Origin of the sequence: Kitasatospora sp. NPDC127035, from assembly GCF_042726075.1 — a bacterium.
Taxonomy (GTDB): Bacteria; Actinomycetota; Actinomycetes; order Streptomycetales; family Streptomycetaceae; genus Kitasatospora.
Window position 1 is genome coordinate 131414 of record NZ_JBHXDN010000018.1, and the last position, 21875, is coordinate 153288.

13 protein-coding genes and 1 pseudogene are annotated in these 21875 nt (G+C 72.0%); 2 read left to right on the forward strand and 12 right to left on the reverse strand.

What is annotated here, in order from left to right:
- Nucleotides 1–20: 20 nt before the first annotated feature.
- The 6 genes from ACFWIC_RS15575 to ACFWIC_RS15600 all read right to left on the reverse strand — a co-directional run bounded on the left by ACFWIC_RS15575 (nt 21) and on the right by ACFWIC_RS15600 (nt 6764).
- Entirely contained in the window at nt 21–1403 is a 1383-nt protein-coding gene (locus tag ACFWIC_RS15575) for a glucose-6-phosphate dehydrogenase (RefSeq protein WP_380518895.1), read from the reverse strand.
- Between the two features lie 541 nt (nt 1404–1944).
- Nucleotides 1945–2661, reverse strand: coding sequence for a hypothetical protein (locus ACFWIC_RS15580; protein ID WP_380518898.1), 717 nt, complete (start codon nt 2659–2661; stop codon nt 1945–1947).
- Nucleotides 2662–3035: 374 nt separating this feature from the next.
- On the reverse strand, nt 3036–4286 hold the full coding sequence (locus ACFWIC_RS15585; RefSeq protein ID WP_380518900.1) for an Ig-like domain-containing protein: 1251 nt from the start codon (nt 4284–4286) through the stop codon (nt 3036–3038).
- 453 nt (nt 4287–4739) lie between these two features.
- Nucleotides 4740–5327: a DUF305 domain-containing protein gene (locus ACFWIC_RS15590; RefSeq protein WP_380518903.1), complete on the reverse strand. Its 588-nt coding sequence runs from the start codon at nt 5325–5327 to the stop codon at nt 4740–4742.
- Between the two features lie 166 nt (nt 5328–5493).
- Nucleotides 5494–6399: a M56 family metallopeptidase gene (locus tag ACFWIC_RS15595; protein WP_380518906.1), complete on the reverse strand. Its 906-nt coding sequence runs from the start codon at nt 6397–6399 to the stop codon at nt 5494–5496.
- Nucleotides 6396–6764, reverse strand: a complete 369-nt coding sequence (locus ACFWIC_RS15600; protein ID WP_355405569.1) for a BlaI/MecI/CopY family transcriptional regulator — start codon at nt 6762–6764, stop codon at nt 6396–6398. Before ACFWIC_RS15600 ends, ACFWIC_RS15595 begins: the two co-directional genes overlap by 4 nt.
- 241 nt (nt 6765–7005) lie before the next feature.
- Between ACFWIC_RS15600 and ACFWIC_RS15605 the strand changes: the two genes are divergently transcribed.
- Nucleotides 7006–8049 carry an NlpC/P60 family protein gene (locus ACFWIC_RS15605; RefSeq protein ID WP_380518908.1) on the forward strand — a complete coding sequence of 348 codons (1044 nt, stop codon included), beginning with the start codon at nt 7006–7008 and terminating at the stop codon, nt 8047–8049.
- 191 nt (nt 8050–8240) lie between these two features.
- Here the strand turns inward: ACFWIC_RS15605 and ACFWIC_RS15610 are convergent, their stop codons facing one another.
- The 4 genes from ACFWIC_RS15610 to ACFWIC_RS15625 form a co-directional block, all read right to left on the reverse strand.
- On the reverse strand, nt 8241–11138 hold the full coding sequence (locus tag ACFWIC_RS15610; protein WP_380518911.1) for a glycoside hydrolase N-terminal domain-containing protein: 2898 nt from the start codon (nt 11136–11138) through the stop codon (nt 8241–8243).
- Nucleotides 11139–11704: 566 nt separating this feature from the next.
- Nucleotides 11705–13666, reverse strand: coding sequence for an RICIN domain-containing protein (locus tag ACFWIC_RS15615; protein WP_380518913.1), 1962 nt, complete (start codon nt 13664–13666; stop codon nt 11705–11707).
- Between the two features lie 311 nt (nt 13667–13977).
- Complete coding sequence (locus ACFWIC_RS15620; protein WP_380518916.1) at nt 13978–15987, reverse strand: family 20 glycosylhydrolase; 2010 nt, start codon at nt 15985–15987, stop codon at nt 13978–13980.
- A 777-nt stretch (nt 15988–16764) separates the two neighbouring features.
- Nucleotides 16765–17211: a DUF4765 family protein gene (locus tag ACFWIC_RS15625; RefSeq protein ID WP_380518917.1), complete on the reverse strand. Its 447-nt coding sequence runs from the start codon at nt 17209–17211 to the stop codon at nt 16765–16767.
- 1444 nt (nt 17212–18655) lie between these two features.
- Here ACFWIC_RS15625 and ACFWIC_RS15630 point away from each other — a divergent pair.
- Entirely contained in the window at nt 18656–20860 is a 2205-nt protein-coding gene (locus ACFWIC_RS15630; RefSeq protein WP_380518920.1) for an ATP-binding protein, read from the forward strand.
- A gap of 100 nt (nt 20861–20960) precedes the next feature.
- On the opposite strand, the gene ACFWIC_RS15635 is transcribed toward ACFWIC_RS15630, so the two are convergent.
- Both ACFWIC_RS15635 and ACFWIC_RS15640 read right to left on the reverse strand, forming a co-directional pair.
- The gene (locus ACFWIC_RS15635) at nt 20961–21392 is read right to left on the reverse strand and encodes a hypothetical protein (RefSeq protein ID WP_380357405.1); all 432 of its coding nucleotides are present in this window, start codon (nt 21390–21392) and stop codon (nt 20961–20963) included.
- Nucleotides 21393–21686: 294 nt separating this feature from the next.
- Nucleotides 21687–21875 (reverse strand): annotated as a pseudogene (locus ACFWIC_RS15640) (proteasome ATPase); the annotation flags it as partial.

Consider the following 21875-nt stretch of genomic DNA (forward strand, 5'->3'; position numbering starts at 1 on the left):
CGGCACGGCGGGCCCGCTCGCTAGCCCAGATCGTGCGGGCTGGAGAGCCAGGGCGACTGCCAGGTGGTGCGGCCACGGTCGTGCGCGGGCCCCCAGGACCCCCGCTCGTACGGCACGGGTGCGGGCGGGTGGTCGACCAGGGGCTGGATGACCCGCCAGGTCTCCTCCACGACGTCCTGGCGGGTGAACAGGGAACGGTCACCGGTCAGGGCGTCGTTGAGGAGCCGTTCGTAGGGCTCGGGGGGCTTGCCGAGCTCGGCGGCGAAGGACAGGCCCAGGTGGACGGGCCTGGCCGAGTGGCCGGAGGCCTCCTTCGAGAGCATGCCGAGCCGCAGGCCCGGGTCCGGGTCGATCCGCAGGACCAGCTCGTTGGGGGCGGGGTGCTCGGGCTGCTCCAGGAAGGCGAGCCGGGGCGGGCGTCTGAAGACCACCCGCACCTCGGTGGCCCGGGCTGCCAGTGCCTTGCCGGCCCTGATGGCGAACGGCACCCCGCTCCACCGCCAGTTGTCCACCTCCAGGCCCAGCTCGACGTAGGTCTCGGTCACCGAGCCCGCCCTGACGCCGGGGACGTCCAGGTATCCCTCGTACTGGCCGCGCACGCAGTGGGTCGGATCGACGTCGGCCATCGCCCGGAAGACGTCGGCCCTGCGATCCCAGAGGGCTTCCGACCCTGGGCCGACCGGCGCCTCCATCGCGATCAGGGCCAGCACCTGCAGGAGGTGGTTCTGGACCACGTCGCGCAGTGCGCCCACCGGGTCGTAGAACGCCCCCCGGTCCTCGACGCCGAAGTCCTCGGCCATGGTGATCTGGACCGCGGCCACGTGGTCGCGGTTCCACACCGGTTCGAGAAGCGCGTTGGCGAACCGCAGGAACTGGATGTCCAGCACGGGCTGCTTACCGAGGAAGTGGTCGATCCGCAGGATCCGGTCCTCGGGAAGCACCCGGTGCAGGCGCGCGTTGAGGGCCCTGGCGGAGGCCAGGTCGTGGCCGAAGGGCTTCTCGAGCATCACCGTGGCGTGCGCCGTGAGGTTCGCCGCGGCCAGGGCCTCCACGACCGGGGCGAACAGCGAGGGCGGGATCTCCAGGTAGAAGAGCGGCTTCCCGGCGCCCTCCAGCAGGCCGGCCAGCGCCCGGTACGTGGCCGGGTCGGTGAAGTCGCCCTGGAGGTAGGACAGCCGCCGGGCCAGCCGGTCGAAGACCTCGGCCGACACGGCCTCGCCGGTCGTCCGCAGGGCCTCGCGCAGGGAGGAGACCAGGTGGTCGTGCGACCAGTCGTCGAAAGCCACGCCGATGACCGGGCAGTCCAGGAGTCCGGCCGCTTCCAGGCGGTAGAGCGACCGGAAGGTCATCTTGTGCGCGAGGTCGCCGGTGATACCGAAGATCACCAGGGCATCGGCGGTCACCGCTGCGCCCCCCGTCGCACGGATCCCCGCCCGGGCCGCGGGCCGGGGCGGGGCACGGTGGCGCCGTCGACGCGGCCGGCGTGGCCCGCCGCCGGGCGGAGGAGCACGGACGGTCCGGTCCGGGCCCGCGGGTGGGCGCCGAGCGACTTCCTCCGCTCCCGGGTCCGCACGGTGGCCGCCCCGGTGCGATCACCGCCGAGGCCCAACAGACGGGTGCGAACCCGCCCCGATAGACGATTGCTCATGAAAGGGACGATATAGCCCATAGCGCCGATCCTGCTGGCGCTGCGGTTCAAGTCGCCGGGCCGCCCCACGTGCCGCACTCACCGTGCGGCGCGCACGCCGTGGCCGGGACGGGGCCGCGCTCGCTCCCTGCGGCGCCGGGAACCCGCCGGCCCGCAACCCCGGCCATGACCGGTGGCCGAGTTCCTCGGCCGGGGCGGCCGTCGAGCCGTCGCCGCGGAGGTTGGGCCCGGTGGCCGCGTCGGAGGTCTCGGTGAAGTGCCTGCGCTTCTGCTCGCGGTGCCGGCCCCCGCGCCGGTCAGTGCTTGTGGCTGTCGCCCGGACGGGCGGAGGTACTGCCGCTCGGGGTCGGGGTCGGGGTCGGGCCGGGCCGGGTGGTCGAGCCGCTGACTCCGGGCGTGGTGGCGGCGTCCGTCGAAGGCGCGGGTTCGGCCGGGCTGTCGGCGGACTCGTCGGCGCCGTGGCTGTGCCCGCCTCCGCCGGCCGATTCGGCCGTGAGGTCGGCGGCGAGACCGCGCAGTCCGAGGAAGGCGACGGCGGCGGTGATCGCCACGGCTGCGCCGGTCAGTCGGATGATGCTGCGCCAGCGGGCGGCGTCGTGGCGCAGGACGTAGGCGATGAAGGAGACCACGAGGCCGGCGGGGATGAGCCACGTGCCGCGGTCGGGGAAGTCCTCGAAGTGCTGGAGACCGCCGCTGAGCATGCCGATGCCGAACGAGAGGGCGAGGGAAGCGGCGACCACGGCGGCGATCCTGGCGGCGTTCGGCCGGTTGCGGGCGAGGACGAACTCGTTCATCAAGGTGCCGAAGAGGAAGACGGCGGCGGCGATGAGCCCGGTGAGTCCGTAGCGGGCGGGGTCGAGCGGGTAGTGCACGACGGCCCCGCTGATGAGGCCCGCACCGACGAAGGTCGTGATGTAGCCGAGGTAGCCGTTCAGCAGGAGCGGCTTGCGGGCGGCTCGTCGGCGCCCGCGTTCGCCGGACGCCGCGGGGGACGGCCGGGCGGAGGCGGACATCTCCGTTCGGGGCCGCGGGACGGGTGGCCGGTCGTGCGGACCGGCGGGGGCCGGGTCTGTGGCCCGGTCAACCGGGTAGTGGCCCGGAGCTGCACCGTATCCGTGCGGGGGCCGGTGCCGGTACGGCGGGTTCGAGCCTGCGGGCGCCCCGGGTGAGGGCGCGGCCGGAGGGTTGGCGAGGTAGGGCTGGGACATCAAGGGCCTTTCGGCGCGCGCCGGAGACGGGGTCGGCCCGGTGCGGGAGCAGGGGACAGGACCCCCGTTTCCGAGATCGGAGCTGGGGTGGCGGGCGCGAGTGAGGGGTGGGTGGGCCGGTCGGGCGAGCCGGTGGCGTACCCCGGTGGCGGGGCCGGGAGCCGGTGGGGAGACGGCCGTTACCAGGCGGTCCAGGGGAGGTTCCAGCCGCTGAGGCCGTTGTCGGGTCTGACCTGGCCGCCCTTGGAGTTGACGACCTTGACGACGTCGCCGATCAGCGACTGGTTGTAGAACCAGCCGGCATCGGAGTTCTCGCTGCCGCCCTTGACGTCGCGGATGCCGATGCAACCGTGGCTGGTGTTGGTCCTGCCGAAGGAGTCGGCCCAGTAGTTGCCGTGGAGGAAGGTGCCGGAGCTGGTGAGCCTGATCGCGTGCGGGACGTCGGCGATGTCGTACTCGGCGCCGAGGCCGACGGTGGCGGAGTTCATCCGGGTCACCCTGGCCATCTCGGAGATGACCATGGTTCCGGCCCAGGAGGCGTACTCGGGTGCGCCGGTGGTGATCGGCAGGCTCCTGACGGTCTGTCCGTCGCGTTCGACCGCCATCTGCAGGCCCATGGCGTCGGCGGTGCTGATCTGGCTGCGGCCTATCTCGAACGGTTCGTCCTTGGTGAGGGTGCCGTAGACGCCGGGCGAGCTCTGCACGCCGTCGAGGCGGTACTTGACGGTCACCCTGGTGCCGGGCTTCCAGTAGTCCTGGGGGCGGAAGTCGAGTCGCCGGTTGCCGAACCAGTGGCCCTTGACCTCGACCGGCGGATCGGTGTCGAAGGTGATCGCCCGCTCGACCGCCTTGGTGTCCTTGACGGGCTTGGTGAAGGTGACGGACACGATCATGCCGACGCCGTAGGTGGCCTTGTCGGTGATGTTGTCGCTTGCCGAGAAGGTGCTGCCGGGGGAGAGCGTGGTGAAGGTGGTCGTGCCCGCGGCCTCCACACCCTTGGCGTCCTTGGCCAGCGCGGTCACCGAGTACCTGGTGCCGGTGTCGAGGTGGCGGGCGGGCGTCCAGGAGGTGCCGTCGGTGGTGACCGTGCCTGCGACCTCCTTGCCGTCGTCGTCGGTCACCTTGACGGCACTCAGTGTGCCCTGGGCGACGGCGACCTTGAGTGCGCCGCTGGTCGACACCCCGGTCGCGCCGTCCTCCGGCGAGATGGTGAGGGCTGCGGCGGACGCCTCGACCGCTCCCGGACTGCTTGCGACGGCCGACGGCCTTGAGCTCGACGGCTTCGAGTTCGCCGGCATCGCGGACTCGCCGGTGCCGGTGCCGCTGCCCGAGTTGCCGCAGGCGGCGACCAGCGTGAGCGCGGCCGCTGCCAACGTCGCGACCAACCCCCGGCGTGCGGCTCCGACCGCGCCCGCTGATTTCACCTTCATGTCCCACCTGGTCCCTTCGTTCGCCGGAACACAACTGCTAATTAACTTAGTAGACATGGTGCGCGTGTCGGCGGTTCCGATGGTTCTGCTCGGATTCCTCCGACGGGGCGGAGGGGGTCTCGTGGGGCGCGGCGGTCGGCGTCGCGGGAGTGCCCGGCTGTCGCTTGCGCGGGCGTCGCCATCGATGACGAGCCCTCTCCCGTGGCGTGCCTGTCCGGGCCGGGCGGCGACGCGGCGACACGCCGGCGGTGCCCCCCGGGGGGTAGGAGCACCGCCGGGTGCTACTAAGTAGCTTAGCTGATAGCGGGAGGGTCCTTCGGCGCCGAGGGTGGCGGGACGACTGCGCAGGCGGCCGGCGGGGCCGGCGGCCCCGATGTCGGCCGGCTGCTCGGTGGTGAGCCGCCCGGGGCCTGCCCGGGTGGCGGTCCCCGGCCCGCGCGTGCCCGACGGGCGTCAGCCGGTCAGCATCTTCTGCAGGGTGGCGACCTCGGCGGTCTGCCCCTGCTTGATGGTCTCGGCGAGTCGCTTGAGTTCGGCGTCGCCGCCCTTGGCGGCCTCCTCCGCGGCCATCCGGACGGCACCGTTGTGGTGCTCGATCATCAAGGTCAGGAACTGCCTGTCGAACTCGGTACCGCTCGCAGCCTTGAGCTTGTCCATGTCGGTGGTGGTCGTCATCCCGGATGCGCCCCCGTGGTTCATGGCGGCCGCGGTCGGCCTGCTGCGGTCGGTGAGCCACTTGGTCATGGTCGCGATCTCCGGGTCCTGGGTCGCGGCGATCTTCGCGGCGACTTCCTTCACGCGTGGGTCGGCGGCCCGGGTCGCCGCCAGCTGGGCCATCTCCACGGCCTGCCGGTGATGCGGGATCATCATCTGGGCGAACATCACGTCGGCCTCGTCGGCCGCGGCGCCCGGTCCGGACGACCCGGCGCTGCTCGGGCCCGTGCCGGTCATGTCGTGGCCGCCGCTGCCGCAGGCGGTGAGGGTGGCGGCTGCGGCCAGAGCGGCCAGGGAGAGGCCGACGGTCCGGGTGAGGGGCTTCATGGCGCGATCCTTCGTCGTTGGTGGCGGGGGCTCGCGATGCTCCGGGAGCCTCGCTCGACCCCGGGCCGAGCACGGGTGCCCTTTGAACGAAGGAACTTAGTAATTGCGTGGTGTGTCCGGCAACCTCACGCCGTTGTGAGGTGTGGCACGCCCGTGGGTGCGTGGCTCAGCCGGCGACCGAACCGCAGGCGAACAGGAACGGCATCATCGGCGCGGCGAGCGCGAGGGCCGCGACGGACGTCCGGGCGAGCGGGTGCGGGGACTTGGCCGGGTGCAGGAGGCGCGTCACCCGGGCGACGACCGTCGAGCCACCTGCGCCGAGGCCGAAGCCGGGTACCTGGCCGGCGGCGACCTCGCACATGGCGCCGGCCAGGGTGCGCGGCGGGTGGGCGAGGACCGCGCGGTCGTCGGCCACCATCTCCAGCAGGGTGGCGATCTCGGCGCGGGCACCGATCGCGAGCGGCAGGCCGGGATAGGCGCGGGTGAACGCGTCGGCGGCGCCGGTGACCAGGTGGTGGCGGCCGCTCAGGTGGGCCCGTTCATGCGCGAGTACGGCCTGGAGCTGGGGCGGGGTGAGCGCCTTGAGGGCGCCGCTGGTGAGGACGATCCGGCGGGACCGCCCCGGCAGGCAGTAGACCGCGGGCGTGCCGTGGTCCAGCACGGTGGCGGCGAGGCCGGGCTCGCGCCGAGCCACCAGATCGAGCATCGCGCCGTGCCGGCGGCGGTGGCGCCGTGCGCGCAGCACGACGGCGGCGAACCAGCCGGCCGGCCACAGGGCGACGACGAGCGGGGCGGCCATCTGCGCGGAGTCGACCGCGGTCCCCAGGTCGGCCGCCCCGGCGACGCCACAGGCGTGGAGAATTCCGAGCACTCCCCGGTGCAGGTGCGCCTCCGGCACCACGAGGTGATGCACCACGAGGGTCAGGGAGGCGCTGAAGGACACCATCAGGCCGAGCCAGAGGGCGACGGCCAGCCCGGGTGCGCGGTACGGCCATCGTGCCCGCCGGAGCAGTCGGGGGACGCCCAGCCCGACGAGCAGGGTGTAGGCGGCGAGGAGCGCGGTCGAGGTCACGGCTGGTCCGGCACCGGCTTCGCGTCGAGCAGGCCGCGGATCACCTCGAGCTCGTCGGAGGAGATCTCCTCGATGAAGTGGGCCAGCGCCGCCGGGCGGTCCCGGCTGGAGCCGAGCGCCTCCTGCATCAGCGCGGCGGTGTACTCCTCGCGGCCGAGGGTCGGCCGGTAGAGCCAGGCCCGGCCCTGCTTCTCGCGGGTGAGGATGCCCTTCCCGTGCAGGATGTCGGCGACGGTCATCACCGTGGTGTAGGCGACGGGGCGTTGCCGGTTGATGTCGTCGACGACCTCCCGCACGGTGGCGGGTCGGTTCCACGTCCACAGGCGGTCCATGATCTCCGCCTCCAGGTCACCCAACCGACGCACAGCCTGCCCACTTCCCCGAGGATCCCGTTGGTAGCCCCCCATGCTAGACCGCGAGGTCCGTGCGGTGGGGTGCCGGGCGACGGGGCGGCCGTCCGGCGGTACTGCCGAGGTCCAGGGGGTTGCGGAACCCACCCACCAATCTACTAAGTTTATTCGCACCTGTCGGGGGCCGTGCCCGCGGCGGCCTCTTCGCCCGCACTCGCGTGGGCGCGTCACACACGTCGAAGGAGCGCGCCGAACGATGGGATCGCACCGCAAGCCGAACCCGCCGGGTCGGGCCCGGATGGCCGTCCTGACCACCGCGATGGCCGGCACCGCGGCCCTGGCCTCCACCGTCGGCGCCCACGCCGAGCCGGCGCCCTCACTCGACGCGGTCAAGGCCCGGGTCGAGGCGCTGAACGAGGAGGCCGAGGCGTCGATCGAGACGTACAACGGCTTCAAGGAGAAACAGCAGCAGCTCCAGGCCGGGGCCAACCGGATACAGGAGCGGGTCGCCGACGGGCAGGCCGCGTTGAACGGGCTCAGGACCGAACTCGGTGTACTGGCCGGCGAGCAGTACCGCAACGGCGGGGTCGACCCCGCGGTGCAGCTCATGTTCAGTTCCAGCCCCGACTCCTACCTCACCCGGGCCTCGATGCAGGGCCAGGTGGCCGTGTCGCAGACCGAGCTGCTGAAGCGGCTCCAGGGCGAGCAGCGCCGTCTCGACCAGGACCGCGCGGAAGCCGCGGTCTCCCTCGCCCAGCTGGAGGTCACCGACGCCGCGCTGGCCGCCGAGAAGAAGGGGATCCAGGACAAGCTCGCGCAGGCCCAGGCGCTGCTCAACAAGCTCAGCGCGGCGGACCGGGCCAAGGTCAACGCCCAGGAGGCCGCCGCCCGCGCCTCCCCGGCCGGTGGTCGCAGGGAGCCGGCGCCCGCCTACCAGGGCCCGGTCACGGGTCGTCCCGCGGAAGCGCTCACGTTCGCCTACGCCCAGCTCGGCAAGCCCTACGTGTGGGGTGCCACCGGCCCTTCGGGCTTCGACTGCTCCGGTCTGACCGGCGCGGCGTGGAAGGCGGCCGGGGTCTCCCTCCCACGGGTCTCCCAGGCGCAGTGGAACGCCGGCCGGCGCATCGCCCGGGCCGACCTCCAGCCCGGCGACCTGGTCTACTTCTACTCCGACCTGCACCATGTGGGCATCTACATCGGCGACGGCAAGATGATCCACGCCCCCCGCACCGGCAAGAACGTCGAGATCCTCCCGATCGACAGCATGGACGGCCCGGTCATGGGCGGCACGCGCCACTGAACCCGTCGCGTCGTCGGTTCCGATTCGATCTGCCGGTAGCCGGGCAAGCCGTCATCGACCTGAGGCCGCGGGTGGTGGGCGCCCGGAGAACCCTCGGCGTCGTCGGGGCTGCCCCGGCGGCCGACGACGGGCAGCACGGGGCCGTGACGGCGGCGACGCCTGGTCGCCGCCGTTTCACGCACCCGGGGCCGTCACACGCCCTCGGGCTTCCATTCCTGGCTTGTACCGCCACCGGCGGGTGACTGGACGATCGCGGCGGCGCTGGTGGTGGACCCGCTCCGCACGTCCGCGCAGAGTCCGCTCCTGACGTTGACCAGGCGGTAGTAGCCGTCGGTGCTCGCCGGAACGAGCCGCCACCACTGGTTGCCGCTGTTGGTGTCCGACCACTGGTGGAGGGCCTTGCCGACGGTGCCGGAGGCGCCCGGGTCCTCCAGCACCTTGCCGCTCCTGACGCTGGACAGGCGGAAGGAGCCGTCGTGGTCCGGCAGCAGCCTCCACCTCTGGTTGGTACTGCCGGACCAGGTGTACTGGATGACCTGGGCGCCGTCGGTGCTGGAGCCTCCGAAGACGTCCATGACCAGGCCGCTGTTGCGGTTCACCAGCTTGAACTCGCCGGTGAGCAGCCCGACGGTGATCGTGGTGCCGGTGCCGGCGGTCAGCGTCACGACCCGGGCGTGGTTGCCGAGCGGCGACGCGGCGACCCTCGCGCCGGTGCTGACGGAGGTGATGCCGCGCCGGCAGATGAACGTGATGTTCTGGTCGATGTCGGAGGTGAGATGGACGGTGGCCGTGCGGGCGGCGGTGTCCCAGGACAGCGACCGGACGGTGATGCGGTTGCGGCCGCGGACACCCCTGATGCTGCCCTTCGCCAACTGGTCGGGAAGAGCGGGGAGGATCTCCAGGACACCGGGGCGCGAGTAGACCAGCGCTTCACCGAGGATGGCGGGGACGGCGTTGGCGGCGTCGCAGTTGTAGACTTCGAGGCCGGGGTTGTGGGAGGTCATCAGCGACCGGAAGACCATGTTCCTGCCGTAGATCTTCAGCAGGTTGGCGTAGACCCCGGGGCCGTCCTTGAGACGGGCGCGGGCCAGCGCGCGGTGCAGGCTGCCGTGGGCCGAGTAGTTCTCGTCACCGCGCTTGTCCAGGGCGGTGCGGGCGTAGTTGACCAGGTCGGGCCGGTCCTCGGGATTGATCTCGTGCAGCGGCCACGCGCCGTGCAGGTGCGAGATGTGCCGGTGGTTGTAGCGGTCGGTCAGTCCCGGCCAGGACCACTCGGCGAGCGCCCCGTCACCGTTGACGGTGTAGTCGGGCAGCTTGGCCAGCAGAGCGGTCCAACGGGCCACGCCCTTGCCGCCGCCCTGTTCGAGACCGAGGGTGTTGGCCGCGTCGATGGCGGCCCGCAGGGCGTGCCTGCCGGCCATGATGTCGCCGGTGGCGTTGACGGCGAAGTACCTGCCCGTGCTGGTCGGGGTGTTCTCCATGGAGAAGGAGGGCACGAAGACGGCCTTGCCGTTCGAGTCCGTGTGGGTGAGGAAGTCCTCGTAGAACAGTGCCAGCTCCATCAGCGCGGGGCCCAGCTTGTCCCGCAGGAAGGCGGCGTCGCCGGTGACCTCGTAGTGCTCCAGCAGCGGGTAGAGCAGCCAGTCGGCGCCGCCGGTCCACACCTGGCCGGGGAAGCTGCCGTCGTCGAAGTGCAGCATTCGCCCGTGCTCGCCGTCGGTGCGAGACGGGGCGAGGAAGCCGCGGGCGCCGTAGAGGTTGGTGGCGTTCCTGCGCCAGTCGGCGAGCTGGCCCAGGACGAGGTCGAAGTAGCCCTGCATGGCGTCGCCCAGGTCGAGGATGTTGCCCCCGGCCACCTGGAGGTTGATGTTGGCGTCGGTGGTGAAGTCGTCGGCCCAGTCGCTTCTCCAGGTACCGTTCCAGATTCCGGTCAGGCGCGGCGGGAGGACGCCGCTGGAGCTGATGAACAGGTAGCGGCCGGAGTCGTACATCCGCTCCAGCAGCGCGACGTCGACGGCCGAGGTGTTGGTGTTCTGGCGGGCGATCAGGTCGCTGGTGGTCAGCCGGCGGTCGGCGGCCGAGACGTTCAGGTCGATGGCGGAGCGGTCGTACATGACCTGGTGCCTCGGGGCGTGTCGGCCCAGCAAGGCGGCGTAGTCGGCCGTCAGTCCCGCCAGGGCCGTCTGCAGGGGCCGGGAGTTCCAGCCGGTGGACGTCTCGTACCGGCCGAGTTTGGTCAGCAGCAGCACCTTGGTGGCCCTCGCGACCACCAGGGTCTGCCCGTCGGCGGTGACCGAGGCGTTGCTGCCGGAGACGACGACCCGGGTGACACCCTCGTACCCGTAGGCGCCGCCGGACGGGTAGGTGCCGCGCAGGTTGAGATGGCCCTCGCCGTTCGTGACCGTGGCGGTGGTGGCGAAGGAGACACTGGCCGGCACGTCCTCAAGGGCGGTGCTGACGCTGAGGGTGGTGTCGACGGTACGGCCGGTGGCCGGCAGCAGCTCGTGGACGATGACCCGGTCGGCGCGGGAGACGAAGACGCGCCGCTTCCAGGTGCCGTAGCCGTCGGCCCAGGTGTGGGTGATCTCGCCGGTCCGGAAGTCGGTGATGCGGGCGAAGTCGTTGACCGTGGTCATGCCCGGCGTGTTCAGCCGTAGCTCGTAACCGGGGTGGAAGGCCTGCGTCCAACGCAGGCTCCAGCCGTTCGCGAAGGTCGACGAGGCTCCCGCGTAGTCGCCGGCCAGCGCCTTGTTCCGGGCCGCTTCGAGCCGGCCGGAGATCACTGGCGGCATGACGTCCCGGGTGCCGTTGGGCAGCACCAGCCGGTGGTAGTTGAGGACCATCTTCTCCAGGGCGGGCGCCCCGTAGTAGACGGCCCCGTACTCGCCGTTGCCGCTCAGGAAGCCGTCGGTCCAGGCCGACGCTGCGGCGCCGTCCCAGATGCCGCGATCGGGCAGGGTGACCTGGGGCGGCACGGCAGCGGCGGCGCGGGGGGCGAGGACGGAGGAGGGCACGGCCGTGGCGCCGGCCACCAGAGCGGCGGCGGTGAGGAAGTGACGACGGTTGAGGGGAAGGTCGGGCAGGGACATGGGTCGACTCCGATGTCGAACGATGGGGGCGAGGCCACCGGGCCGGTGTGGGTGGGGCGGCCCGGTGGCGCGCCGGAGGCGGCGAGGCGAGATCCGCCACCCCCGAATCAAGGGGCGGCCGCGCGGCCGGGGCTGCGCCCGGACCGTGTAGGCCTGTTGCTGCGCGGGGTCGACGAGGTCGGGGCTGCCGAACGCAGGACCCCGCGCGATCGATCCCATGTCCCACCATGACAGTGGGACATGGGATGAATTAACGAGGATGACATTCGGCCTTGTCTAGATCCCGGACCGAAGAATCTTGAAATGGGTAGTTTCCCCATGGAAGTTCAAGCGCATTACGGCTTCCGGGGTGACGCGACGAGGTGTCGCGCTTCCCGGTGACGGCGCACATTGAAGGGATGTCTGGTTCCAGGAAAGGAAGGCTCCCGACCGCAGCGCCGCGCTCCAGGACTCCTGCCGCCGGCCGGTCGACCTACGGCAGCGGTCCTCGCGATCGGCCGGACGGCGGGTGGCCGGCCGCGGACCGCTTGCCGCCGGCGGCCTTGCGCAGCGGATCCGGCAGTGCGTCAGCCGATGACGAAGACCTGGAGGTCGTTGCCGTGGTAGGGGTGCTGTTCGAACTGGGCGGTCTCGGTGGCGCCCGCGGTGAGGTGGAGGCCGCTGTGGCGGTTGGCCAGGCGCACACGTCCGTTGCCGGCGTCCTCCGGACGCCACTCGTCGTCGGTGGGGCCGCCGGTGGTGTAGGTACGCTGGACGATCTTCGCTCCGGCGGCCCGGGACGCGTTGTCGACGGTCAGGTCCTTTCCGCTCCGCTCGTTGACGATGCGCACGTGGCCGTCCGCCAGCGGCCTGAACGCGAAGCGCTGGTTCGAGCTGCCGACGTTCGGGTAGCGGATGATCTGGGCGTGGTCGGCGACGCTGCCCGCGCGCACGTCGATGACGTGGCTCGTCCCGGCGAGGGCCACCGTGCGGTACCCGCCCGGCACCGTCGCGACCGGGACGTTGACCTGGACCTCGGGCAGGGTGAGGTGGTCGGTCCCGGCGAGCTGGATGCGGACGTAGCGTCCGTCGGCGCCCACGGCGACGGTCAGCTTCGTCGGTGCGGTGCCCTTGATCCGGGTCTTCCTCACCGCCGGGTCGGCCTGGATGTCCGCCCAGCTGCGGCCGGTGAGGTCGGTGGCCGACACGATGACGTCGAAGTCGGTGAGACGCTCGAAGCTCCAGTCCGTGCGGTTGAACAGTTCCACCGACCGGATCGGCTGCTTCGCACCGAGGTCGACCTGCCACCACGCCTGCGCCTCGTTCTTGGTGTAACTGGGGGTCGCCTGTGCGTAGACGCCGCTGGTGTTGCCGTCCACCGCGTTCCCGGCCTCTTCCACGCCCACGCGGTTGGTGGAGGACTGGGTGGCGGGCTTGCCCAGCGCCGCGTTGACGGTGGCCCTCACCGGTGTGCCGTACTGCCGGTCGGTGAAGACGGTCTTCCACTGCTGCTCCGTGTACCACTCCTGCACGGCGCGGGTGTAGTGGACACCGTCGCTGAAGATCCCGAAGTTGGGCGGTTCGGTGGGCCGGTGGAGGGGCGTGCCCGTCGCCGAGGTGGCGTCCGCGGCGTCGAGCAGCCGGTACGGGTTGGGCGCGGGCCCGCCGGCGATGGCGGTCACTGCCTCCGTGACGTACCGCGTCCGCGTCGCGTCGTAGATGCCCGCGCGCGGACGGTAGAGGAAGACCGGGGCCGTGGGGGCGCCGGTGATGGTTCGCAGCGGCTCCAGGACGTCGAGGAGTGCCTGCCGGACCTGTCCGGCGCCGACCGTCGCGGTGTTCGCCGCCTCGGCCTCCCACTGGTTCCAGTGGATGCCGACGACGCGCGGCTGCTTGCCCGCCTCCCGCAGGGCCCGCAGGCCGTTGGCGATCGTGTTCACCGCCCGCGGGAACAGGCTCTCGGCGTCGGCCGGGTCGCGGTCCGGCCACCACTTGTTCCTCGTCGGCTCGTTGCCCTGGACGCCCTGGCTGCCCCAGGCCAGGTGGATCACGTGGAGGTCGGGCAGGGCCGCGCCCGCCTTGACGGCCCGCTCCCAGCGCAGCGCGGTCGCCGACGCGACGCTGTAGTTGAGGCCGTGGTTGTGCTCCTCGCCGAGGTTGCTGCCGGAGCAGGTGTACGGCGACCAGGTGGCCCGTGTCATTCCGGCCTGCTGGTTGTTCGTCCGGTTCAGTCCCCGGACGTGGCTCAGGGACCGGCACTGCGTCACGTCGGCGGCGTCCGTGATCGGCGCCACCCACCCGCCCGCGTTGCTCTGGCCGAGCACGATCAGCACCGGTGCGTCATGGGCGAGGTCGTACGGGGCCTGGGCGGGATCCGCCGCGGGCGCCGCCGCCGACAGCGCGGGGAACAGGGCGGCGGAACCCGCCAGAAGGGCGAGCGCGGCCACGAGCGAGGTGAACGCGCGGGCGGGGGTGGTGCGTCCGGTGGGTGCCCCGTGCCGAGGGCCGCGGCCCTCGTCCGGTGCCGGGGCGGCGATTCTTCCTGGCATGGATGAATACTCCTTACCGAGAGTCCTGCAGGGTGCCGGTCGGGTCGCGCTCTGCGGGGTACCTCGTATCGCGGAGGGGCCATCGCCCGGTTCGATCGATGTCGGGTGAGAGCCCCGTGTCCTGTCCGGGGCCACGGGATGTCCCTCGAACGCAAAAGGCCTCCTCAGGAAGACCGTTCTTGGCCTTCCTGAGGAGGAGTCGCGGGTGGGGCTCTCCGTCCCGCTCTGTTGCCGGACCGTTACCGGCAGGTTTCCGAGGTGCGGGCCGGTCCGTACCTCGGCAGGTGGTACGGACGCTCGCCGCTACCGGGTCACCCGACGGTCCACTTCTGGAGGGCGGTGCCCGAGGCGGCTCGCTGGGTGATCAGGGCGCCGTCGGCGGTCGAGGCGGCGGTGAGCAGGAGTTTGGTCTTGGCCGAGGTGATGGTGTGGCCGCCGTTCACCGGGGTGACGATCCAGCGCTGGTTGGGGTTGCCGGTGCAGGTCCACTGGATGATCTTCGCGCCGGCGCTGGTGAATCCGCGGTTCACGTCGGCGCAGAGCCCGGAGGCCTGGTTGACGAGCGCGTAGGTCCCGTCGCTGTAGCGGGTGAACGACCACTTCTGGTCGGAACCGCCGTTCGCGGTCGCGGTGGTGAGCTGGGTGCCGGAAGCCGTGGAGGAACCGGGGACGTTCAGGGCCTTGCCGCCGGTGGTGAGGGTGTGGACACCCTCCAGGCCGCTGCCGGCCGTGCCGGCCCAGGCGACGTCGGGGGCCGGGTAGAACCCGATGCCGGCGGCGGTCCAGCGCGGGCCGTGCAGGCCCAGGCGCTGGCGGAAGCCGTTCCAGTCCCGGGCGGACTGGGGGCTCCAGCCGACCTCGGCGATGGCGGGCAGTCGGGGGAAGCTCATGAAGTCGGCGTAGTCCCGGGGCGCGGGCCAGCGGGTGCCGGCGTTGGGCAGCGCGTTGCTGCCCTCGTAGGCGCGGTCGGCCCAGAGGGCGGCCGCGACGCCGGCGACCTTGTGCGCCGGGACGATGACGCCGGTGCCGTTCAGCTTGCCGGTGACGGTCTCCGGGTCCCACTCGTAGGAGCGCTGCACCGGCACGAATCCGGACCAGCTCAGGCCGTACGGGGTGGAGGCGTCGTACTTCATGTCGAGGTAGGCGTGGTCGGACGGCGACATGATGAACTTGACGTCCTGGGCGGCTCCGGCACGGAGGTGGCGGATGCCCAACGCCTCCTTCGCCGTGCCGATGGTCTCCCGGTCGCTGTCCTCGCCCCAGTACTGGAGCAGGCTGCCGGCGGGGAGGGGGGACTGGCCGAGCTGGTGCCAGCCCATCACGGTCTTCTTCTGCGCGCTGGTCGCGTCGGAGACCGTCTTGACGTAGGAGTCGTACTGCTCCGAGGTGGTGGCGTCGGGGACCTCGTCACCACCGAGGTGGATGTAGGGGCCGGGAGTCAGCTCGGCCACGGCCTTGACGACGGTCTGCAGGAAGTTCTTCGTCGCGTCCATCTGCTTCTGCTCGCCCAGGCAGAAGAGGCTGACCTTGACGTCGAAGCCGGAGTAGGGCTGCGCGTACTTGTCGTCACAGCGGAGTTCGGGCACCGAGGTCTGGGCGGCCCAGGTGTGGCCGGGGCCGTCGATCTCGGGCACCACGGTCATGAAGCGGGAGGCTGCGTAGGAGACGATCTCCTTGTAGTCCGCCGCCGTGTAGTACCAGTCGGTGCCGCCGGTGAAGCCGCTCTGCGTGCTCGCCCCGACCTTGGTGAGGTTCGGCAGGGCGTCGATGGCGATGCGCCAGCCCTGGTCGTCGGTGAGGTGCAGCTGCAACTTGTTGATCTTGTATGCCGCGGCCTCGTCGATGTAGCGCTTGACCTGCTCGACGGGGAAGAAGCGGCGGGCGACGTCCAGCATCACGCCGCGGTACTCGTAGCGCGGCGCGTCGTTGATCTTCACCGGGGAGACGGTCCAGGTCCGGGACTGCCTGGTGCGGGACTCGACCGCGGCGGGGAGCAGCTGGCGAAGGGTCTGTACGCCCCGGAACAGGCCCTGCGCGCCGTGCGCCGTGATGAGCACGCCGTTCTTGTCGGACGAGATCGTGTACCCCTCGGCGCCCAGCTCCTTGGGGCCGTTGGGGTCCAGGACGACAGCCCTGTCCGGCGCCTTGGTCGTCCTCACCACCTGGAGGTCGAAGCCCGTCGCGGGAGCGAGGAGCTTGGACAGGTAGGTGCCGACGCCCACTGCCGCCGAGTCCTTGGAGAGGACGGCGATCCGGGTCTTGGCGGTGAGGGTGAACTCGCCCCCGGGCAGTGCCTGTTGTGAGACGGGCTGCGGCACCACGGCCGCAACGGGGGCGGGGGCCGCAACCGGGGCCGGTGCGGGCGTGTCGGCGGCGGCGGGGGAGAGCGTCGCCGTGAGTGGGAGGGCAACGGCGGCTGTGGCGAGTACGACGAGGCCTCGGCCTCGCCGGCAGGACCAGCGCATGGCTGACTCCTTCTGTGGGGGGGAGGGTCATGAAGCCGCCCGACGAACGGGCGACCGGGAGGCGCGAACCGCGCCGGCGGCGAGGGGATGCGCGGGGCTCGCGCGCCGGGCACCGGACCGCTGGGGGGCGTTCCGGCCGACGATCTCGCCCCGCTCTCCCCGTCGAGAACCTGCAGCGCTGCAGGTTGCTCGTGCCGCGTAAGAGCATGAAATGTGCTTGGAGTTGCTGCAACTGTGAGTATTTCAAGCACTTTCAACCATGAAGCTTTCAGTTGGCAGGGTGGGGCGTCAAGTCCTACCCGGCCGTAGTTTCCGCCGGTCCCGGTTCCTCGCCCGTCTGTGCCCTGGATCCCACGCAGGGTGCGGCAACTGACGATCGGTAGGGCCGGGCTGTCGGTGCTCCGGGCCGTCCGCCTGGATCACGGCTCGGTAACGCGCCGGGCTCCGGTGGTCGCTCCGCACTCTTGTTCAGGGAAGTGGGATGCGGGAAGTGTTCGAGTGCACAGTTGCTGAGGTTGCGTCATGGAATCCGACCGTGGTCGAGGAGGTGGTGGACCGGCCCGGCACCGTCCCCGCCGAGTGACGCCCCGAGTGGCGCCCCGCGGTGCCCGGGCACCGCGAGGCGGAGCGGGATCAGGAGGCGTTGGGGCCGCCGGTGCCACCGGAGCCGCCCGTACGGTCCACGATCACCCGGACCTTCGCCGGGGCGGTCCGGCCGGCCACCCAGCCGGACTCCGAACTATCCCCCTTGGAAAGGTACTTGGCCGATATCTCGACCACCACCAGGGCGTTCCTGTGGCTGAAGCCTTCGGCCACACCGGGGGCCGTGGTGAACTCGGGGAGCACCCCGCCCTTCCCGACCTGCTGGGCGGCGGTCGCGGCGGACGGCTCGGCCGTGGCGGCCGAGGCAGGGTCCCCTGACACGGATCCCTGTCCGGCCATGCTCTCGGCCGCCTTCGGCCCGGCGCCCCGCCACGGGATCACGGTCCGGTCCGCCCCCCGAGGCCACGGCCCTCGCCACCTCGGACTGCGAGGTGGACTTGGGGATCCTGTCGCGGTATGCCTCGTCGAAGTCGTCACTGTCCGGGTCGTGGTTCGGGTCGTGGTCCGGGTCGTCCTCGGCCGGCTTCGTCCGGCCGGTCCTGATCCGGGTCACGCCGTCGGCGGGCTTCTGGGAGTTCAGGTCGAGGGTCTGGAAGCCGAGCTCCAACCCGGACTCCGGCACCTTCGCGGGCTGGCCGGATGCGGTGTCACCTCCGGTCTCGATCGTGTAGCCCGGGCCGCGGTCGGCCTCCACGACCTTCTCCTCCGGCCGGCCGGCCTCCGGCTTGGCCCCTCCGGTGCCGGTGGCCGGCTTCTGCGCCCCGTCCGGCTCCGTCGGGCCCTGGGGACTCTCGTCACGGGTGCCGCCGGACCGTGACGGGCCGCCGCGCTCACCCCCGGTCCCGTCGCCGCCCCGGGCGCCGGCCACACCGACCCCGACGCCCTCGACGCCGCCGAACTCCGGAGTGATCGTGAGGCCGCCGAGCACCCCGAGGGCGATCTCGACGCCTTCGCCGACCTTCTCGCCGGTCGTGCGCGGCCTCCGCTCCTGAGGAACGTCGTGGAACTGGCCCGGGTGCGAGCACGTCGGGCAGTACGCGAAGGCCGGCCGGCCGGCGGCGAGCTCGGCGCCGAGCGTCAGGGACAGGACGGTTGCGAGCTTGACGGCTGTGCGGGCGGTTCTGCGTGTCACGCGGACATCTCCAGGAATTCGGGCCGGCGCAGGGTGCGCCTCGGCCGGGCGGTGATCGGCATGACCCGGTGCCGGTCATCCGCGAAAGGCGATCGATCCGGCCCGCCCTTTGAATCGTCAATGTGACGCCACAAGCGCGGTGTTAAGGGGGCGTGTCGAAATTCTCGCGAGTCCGACCGGCGGGTTCGCCGGCCGATCCGGGGCTCATTCTGGCCCGATGGAAGACGGGCCCGCACACGTACGTTTACCTGTCTCATTACCTGCGTCCGCTGCCTCCCGCCGGATCGATTTACCCTTGAAGCGGCATTCCGGGCACGCATGGTGACGATCCGTCATGCCCGATCGGCGGTCGCGGGTCCGACTTGACGATCGTGTCGCCGTGGAGATCTCATATGGCACACGGTCCGGGCGGGAACTCGTTGGCGGTCGGGGGATTCCCCGGGAGAAATCCGTGCGCATTTCGGCCGGGCGCAACATCGAGATTCGCATACCGGCTCAGGCGTTCCGGCGGAGCCGGACCGGGCCTTCTCCGGCTCGCCCTCGGAGGCCGAACCGCGCGATCCGCGGACGGTCCCCGCTCCCCGCAGGGGCGCCGGTCCACCGGTCCGGTACGTGCCGGTGGACGCCGGCGGAACGGGTCGGACGCAGCACCCCGAACCAGAGAACAGAGACAGGACGGCAGTGCGTACGGGACACGGGAACCTCCCCGCGGATACGACCAGCTTCATCGGACGGCGGCAGGAGCTCGCACTCGCGCGACACCTGGTCGGCAGGAGCAGACTGCTGACCATGACCGGCCCCGCCGGTATCGGCAAGTCCCGCCTCGCCGTGCACCTCGCCCACACACTCCGGCGCTCGTTCTCGGCCGGCACCTGGCTGATCGACCTGGCGGCCTTCGAGACGGGGGACGGCGCCGTCACCGCCGCCCTGGCCGTGTTCGGGCTGTGTCCCGCCCCCGGCCAACGGCCGATCGCGGCGTTGACGGCACATCTGCGGGAACGCCGGACGCTGGTCGTGCTCGACAACTGCGAGCACCTCCTGCACGCCGCGGCGGTCCTCGCCGGTGCCCTCCTGGAGGCCGCCCCCCACCTGAGGGTGATCGTCACCAGTCGGCAGGCGCTCGGCGTGGACGGCGAGCAACTGCTCGTGGTCCCGCCGCTCCCCGCACCCGGACCGCGCCTCCCTCCCGACGGGTCGAAGGCGCCGGTGACGCGCAACGACGCGCTGCGGTTGTTCACCGACCGCGCCGTCTCCGTCCTCGGTGCCTTCGACCCGTCGCCCGCCGAAGCCCGGGCCGCTGCCGAGATCTGCCACCGCCTGGAAGGCGTTCCCCTGGCGATCGAACTCGCCGCCGCCCGTCTGCGGGTCCTCGCCTGCGACCAGATCCTCGACCGCCTCGACGACAGCTTCGGCCTGCTCACGGGCGGGAGCCGGTCCGCGCCGCCGCGCCTGCGGACCCTGCGGGCGGCCGTCGACCGGAGCTACGACCTCTGCGGCGAGCAGGAACGGCGGCTCTGGGCACGGGCGTCGGTCTTCGCCGCCGGTTTCGACCTTGCCGCGGTCGAGGCGGTCTGCACGGACGAGTCGCTGCCGTGCTCGGCCGTGCTCGACGTGGTGGCGGGTCTGGTCGACAAGTCCGTGCTCGTCCGCGAGGAACAGGAGCACCAGGTCTTCTACCGGATGCCGGGCATCGTGCGGCAGTACGGACAGCTCCGGCTGCCCGAGCACGGAGGACAACGGGACGTGGTGCGGCGGCACCGGGACCACTACCACGCCCTCGTCCGGCGTGCGGAGGCCGAACGGTTCACCGCGAAGCAGCCCGCCTGGCTGGCCCGGCTGCGACGCGAGCAGCCCAACATCCGCGACGCGCTGCGGTCCTGCCTGGACGAGCCGGGGGAGGCCCGCAGAGGAATGGAGATCATCACCTCGGTCCGCAGTCACGGGGTGGGCATCGGCGACCTGGAGGAGGACCGCGGCTGGCTCGCGCAGCTGCTCGCACTGGACACCGAGCCGAGCCCGGTCAGGGCGAAGGCCCTCTGGACGGACGGCTTGCTGGCGCTCTTCACCGGCGACGCGGCCGGCGGCGAGGTCCGGGCCGACGAGTGCGGCGAGCTGGCCCGGGCCATGGACGACCCCGGCACCATCGCCGCGGCGGGCCGGCTGGCCGGGCTCGGCGCGCTGTTCCGGGGCGACCCGGTGCGGGCCGTCGAGCTCCTGGAGGACGCGCTCGTCCGCTCCGAGGCCCTCGGTGATCCCGGGGAGTACTGGACCGCCCTCCATGTCCTCGCCGTCGCCTCCTGCCTCGCCGGCGACCGGCGCGCGGCCGCTCTCGCCCAGGAGTGCCTGGACCGGTGCGACACCCACGACCTCCGGTGGGCCCGTCCCCACGCCCTGTGGGCCCTGGCCCTGCGGCACTGGTTGGCCCGGGACGCCGAGCAGGCCGTCGCCGTGCTGCGCGAGAGCCTCCGCGCGGCCCTGCCCGGGCACGACCGGCTGCTGGTGGCCCGGTGCCTGGAGACGATGGCCTGGGCGAGGGCACGGCAGGGTCACGGCCAGGAGGCGGCCGAACACCTGGGCGCGGCCCGCAGCCTGTGGCGGTGGACCGGTGCCGTCATCTCCGGTGTGGGGCAGCTGGCCGTCCACCACCTGGCGTGCGAGCGCGAGCTGCGGACGGCGCTGGGTGATGCCGCGTTCGAGGCGCACGTCCGAAGGGGCGAGACCTCGACCGTCCAGCAGTCCCTCGCCCTGGCCCTGTTGGACGACCGTGTGCTCGCCGAGCCCGTGCAGAAGGCCGTCCGTCCGCTCCTCACCGCCCGGGAGCAGCAGGTCGCGGATCTGCTCCGGGAGGGGCTGTCGGACAAGCAGATCGCCGCTCGGCTCGTGATCTCGCCGCGGACCGCACAGGGTCACGTGCAGCGGATTCTGCTCAAGCTGGGCCTCACCCGCCGTGCCCAGGTGGCCGCCTGGGTCCACGACCAGGCCCCGCACCCCTGACACCCGGCGCGCGGCGGACGGCGCCGGGCGTCCGGCCGGGCGCCCGGTGGTCCTGACGACCACCGGGCGCCCGTTGCGGTCCGGGACTCGTCGGGCCCGGTCAGGCGGGAGGCCTTCGCTGGCCCGGCACCTGTCCGGGACGCGCGCCGGCCGCCGCCGGGTGCTCCCGCGGGGCGGGGGCGGGCTGCTTCGGGAGTGCCAGGACCCGGGTGCAGCCGGCCGCGGTGAGGACACGGAGCGACAGGCGGACACGGCCCTCGTCGCCGGAGAAGACCCAGGGGCCCGGTATCAGCAGGAGCCGGTGCGAGCCGTCGATCACCGCGCGCACGAGCGTCTCGAACTGGGGCCGGGACCGGTGGCCCCAGGAGGACGGGTGGACGTCGTCGAGGTAGAACACCGGAGCGGGCAGGCCGAGCCGGGCGGCGAAGTGCTTGAGCGCTTCACGGTCACCGGTCGCCGTCCTCGGATTCTGTGGGGGGCTGCACAGGTAGGCGGCCGGCCGCAGGGTGGGGGAGGTGTCGGATACGCGCATGTACGGGCTCCGCGGGATTCGGGGAGGCGCCCGGCCCTGAGAGGGCCCGGCCGTGCGGGCGGATGGCTTATCGCGGTCTCGGCGGTCCTTCACACCCCGGCGTTCCGCTGTCATCGGCCTTGTTGTGAAGAATACCCGGCAGAGTCGGACATTCAAGAGAAAGCGGACTTCCGTGGTGGCCATTGAGTATTCGGCTCTTCGGTGGGGAAACGGGGAGTAGTGGTCCGCCGGCGAATACGGAGTGGTGGGTGGGGGGAGCGAATCCGCCGTTCTCCAGGGGGCGGATCGCCCGGCTCACAGGTACTGCCCGGTGTTGGCGACAGTGTCGATCGAGCGGCCGGACTCGGCACCCTGCTTCCCGGTGACCAGGGTCCGGATGAAGACGATCCGCTCGCCCTTCTTGCCGGAGATCCGGGCCCAGTCGTCCGGGTTGGTGGTGTTCGGCAGGTCCTCGTTCTCCTTGAACTCGTCCACGCAGGCGTT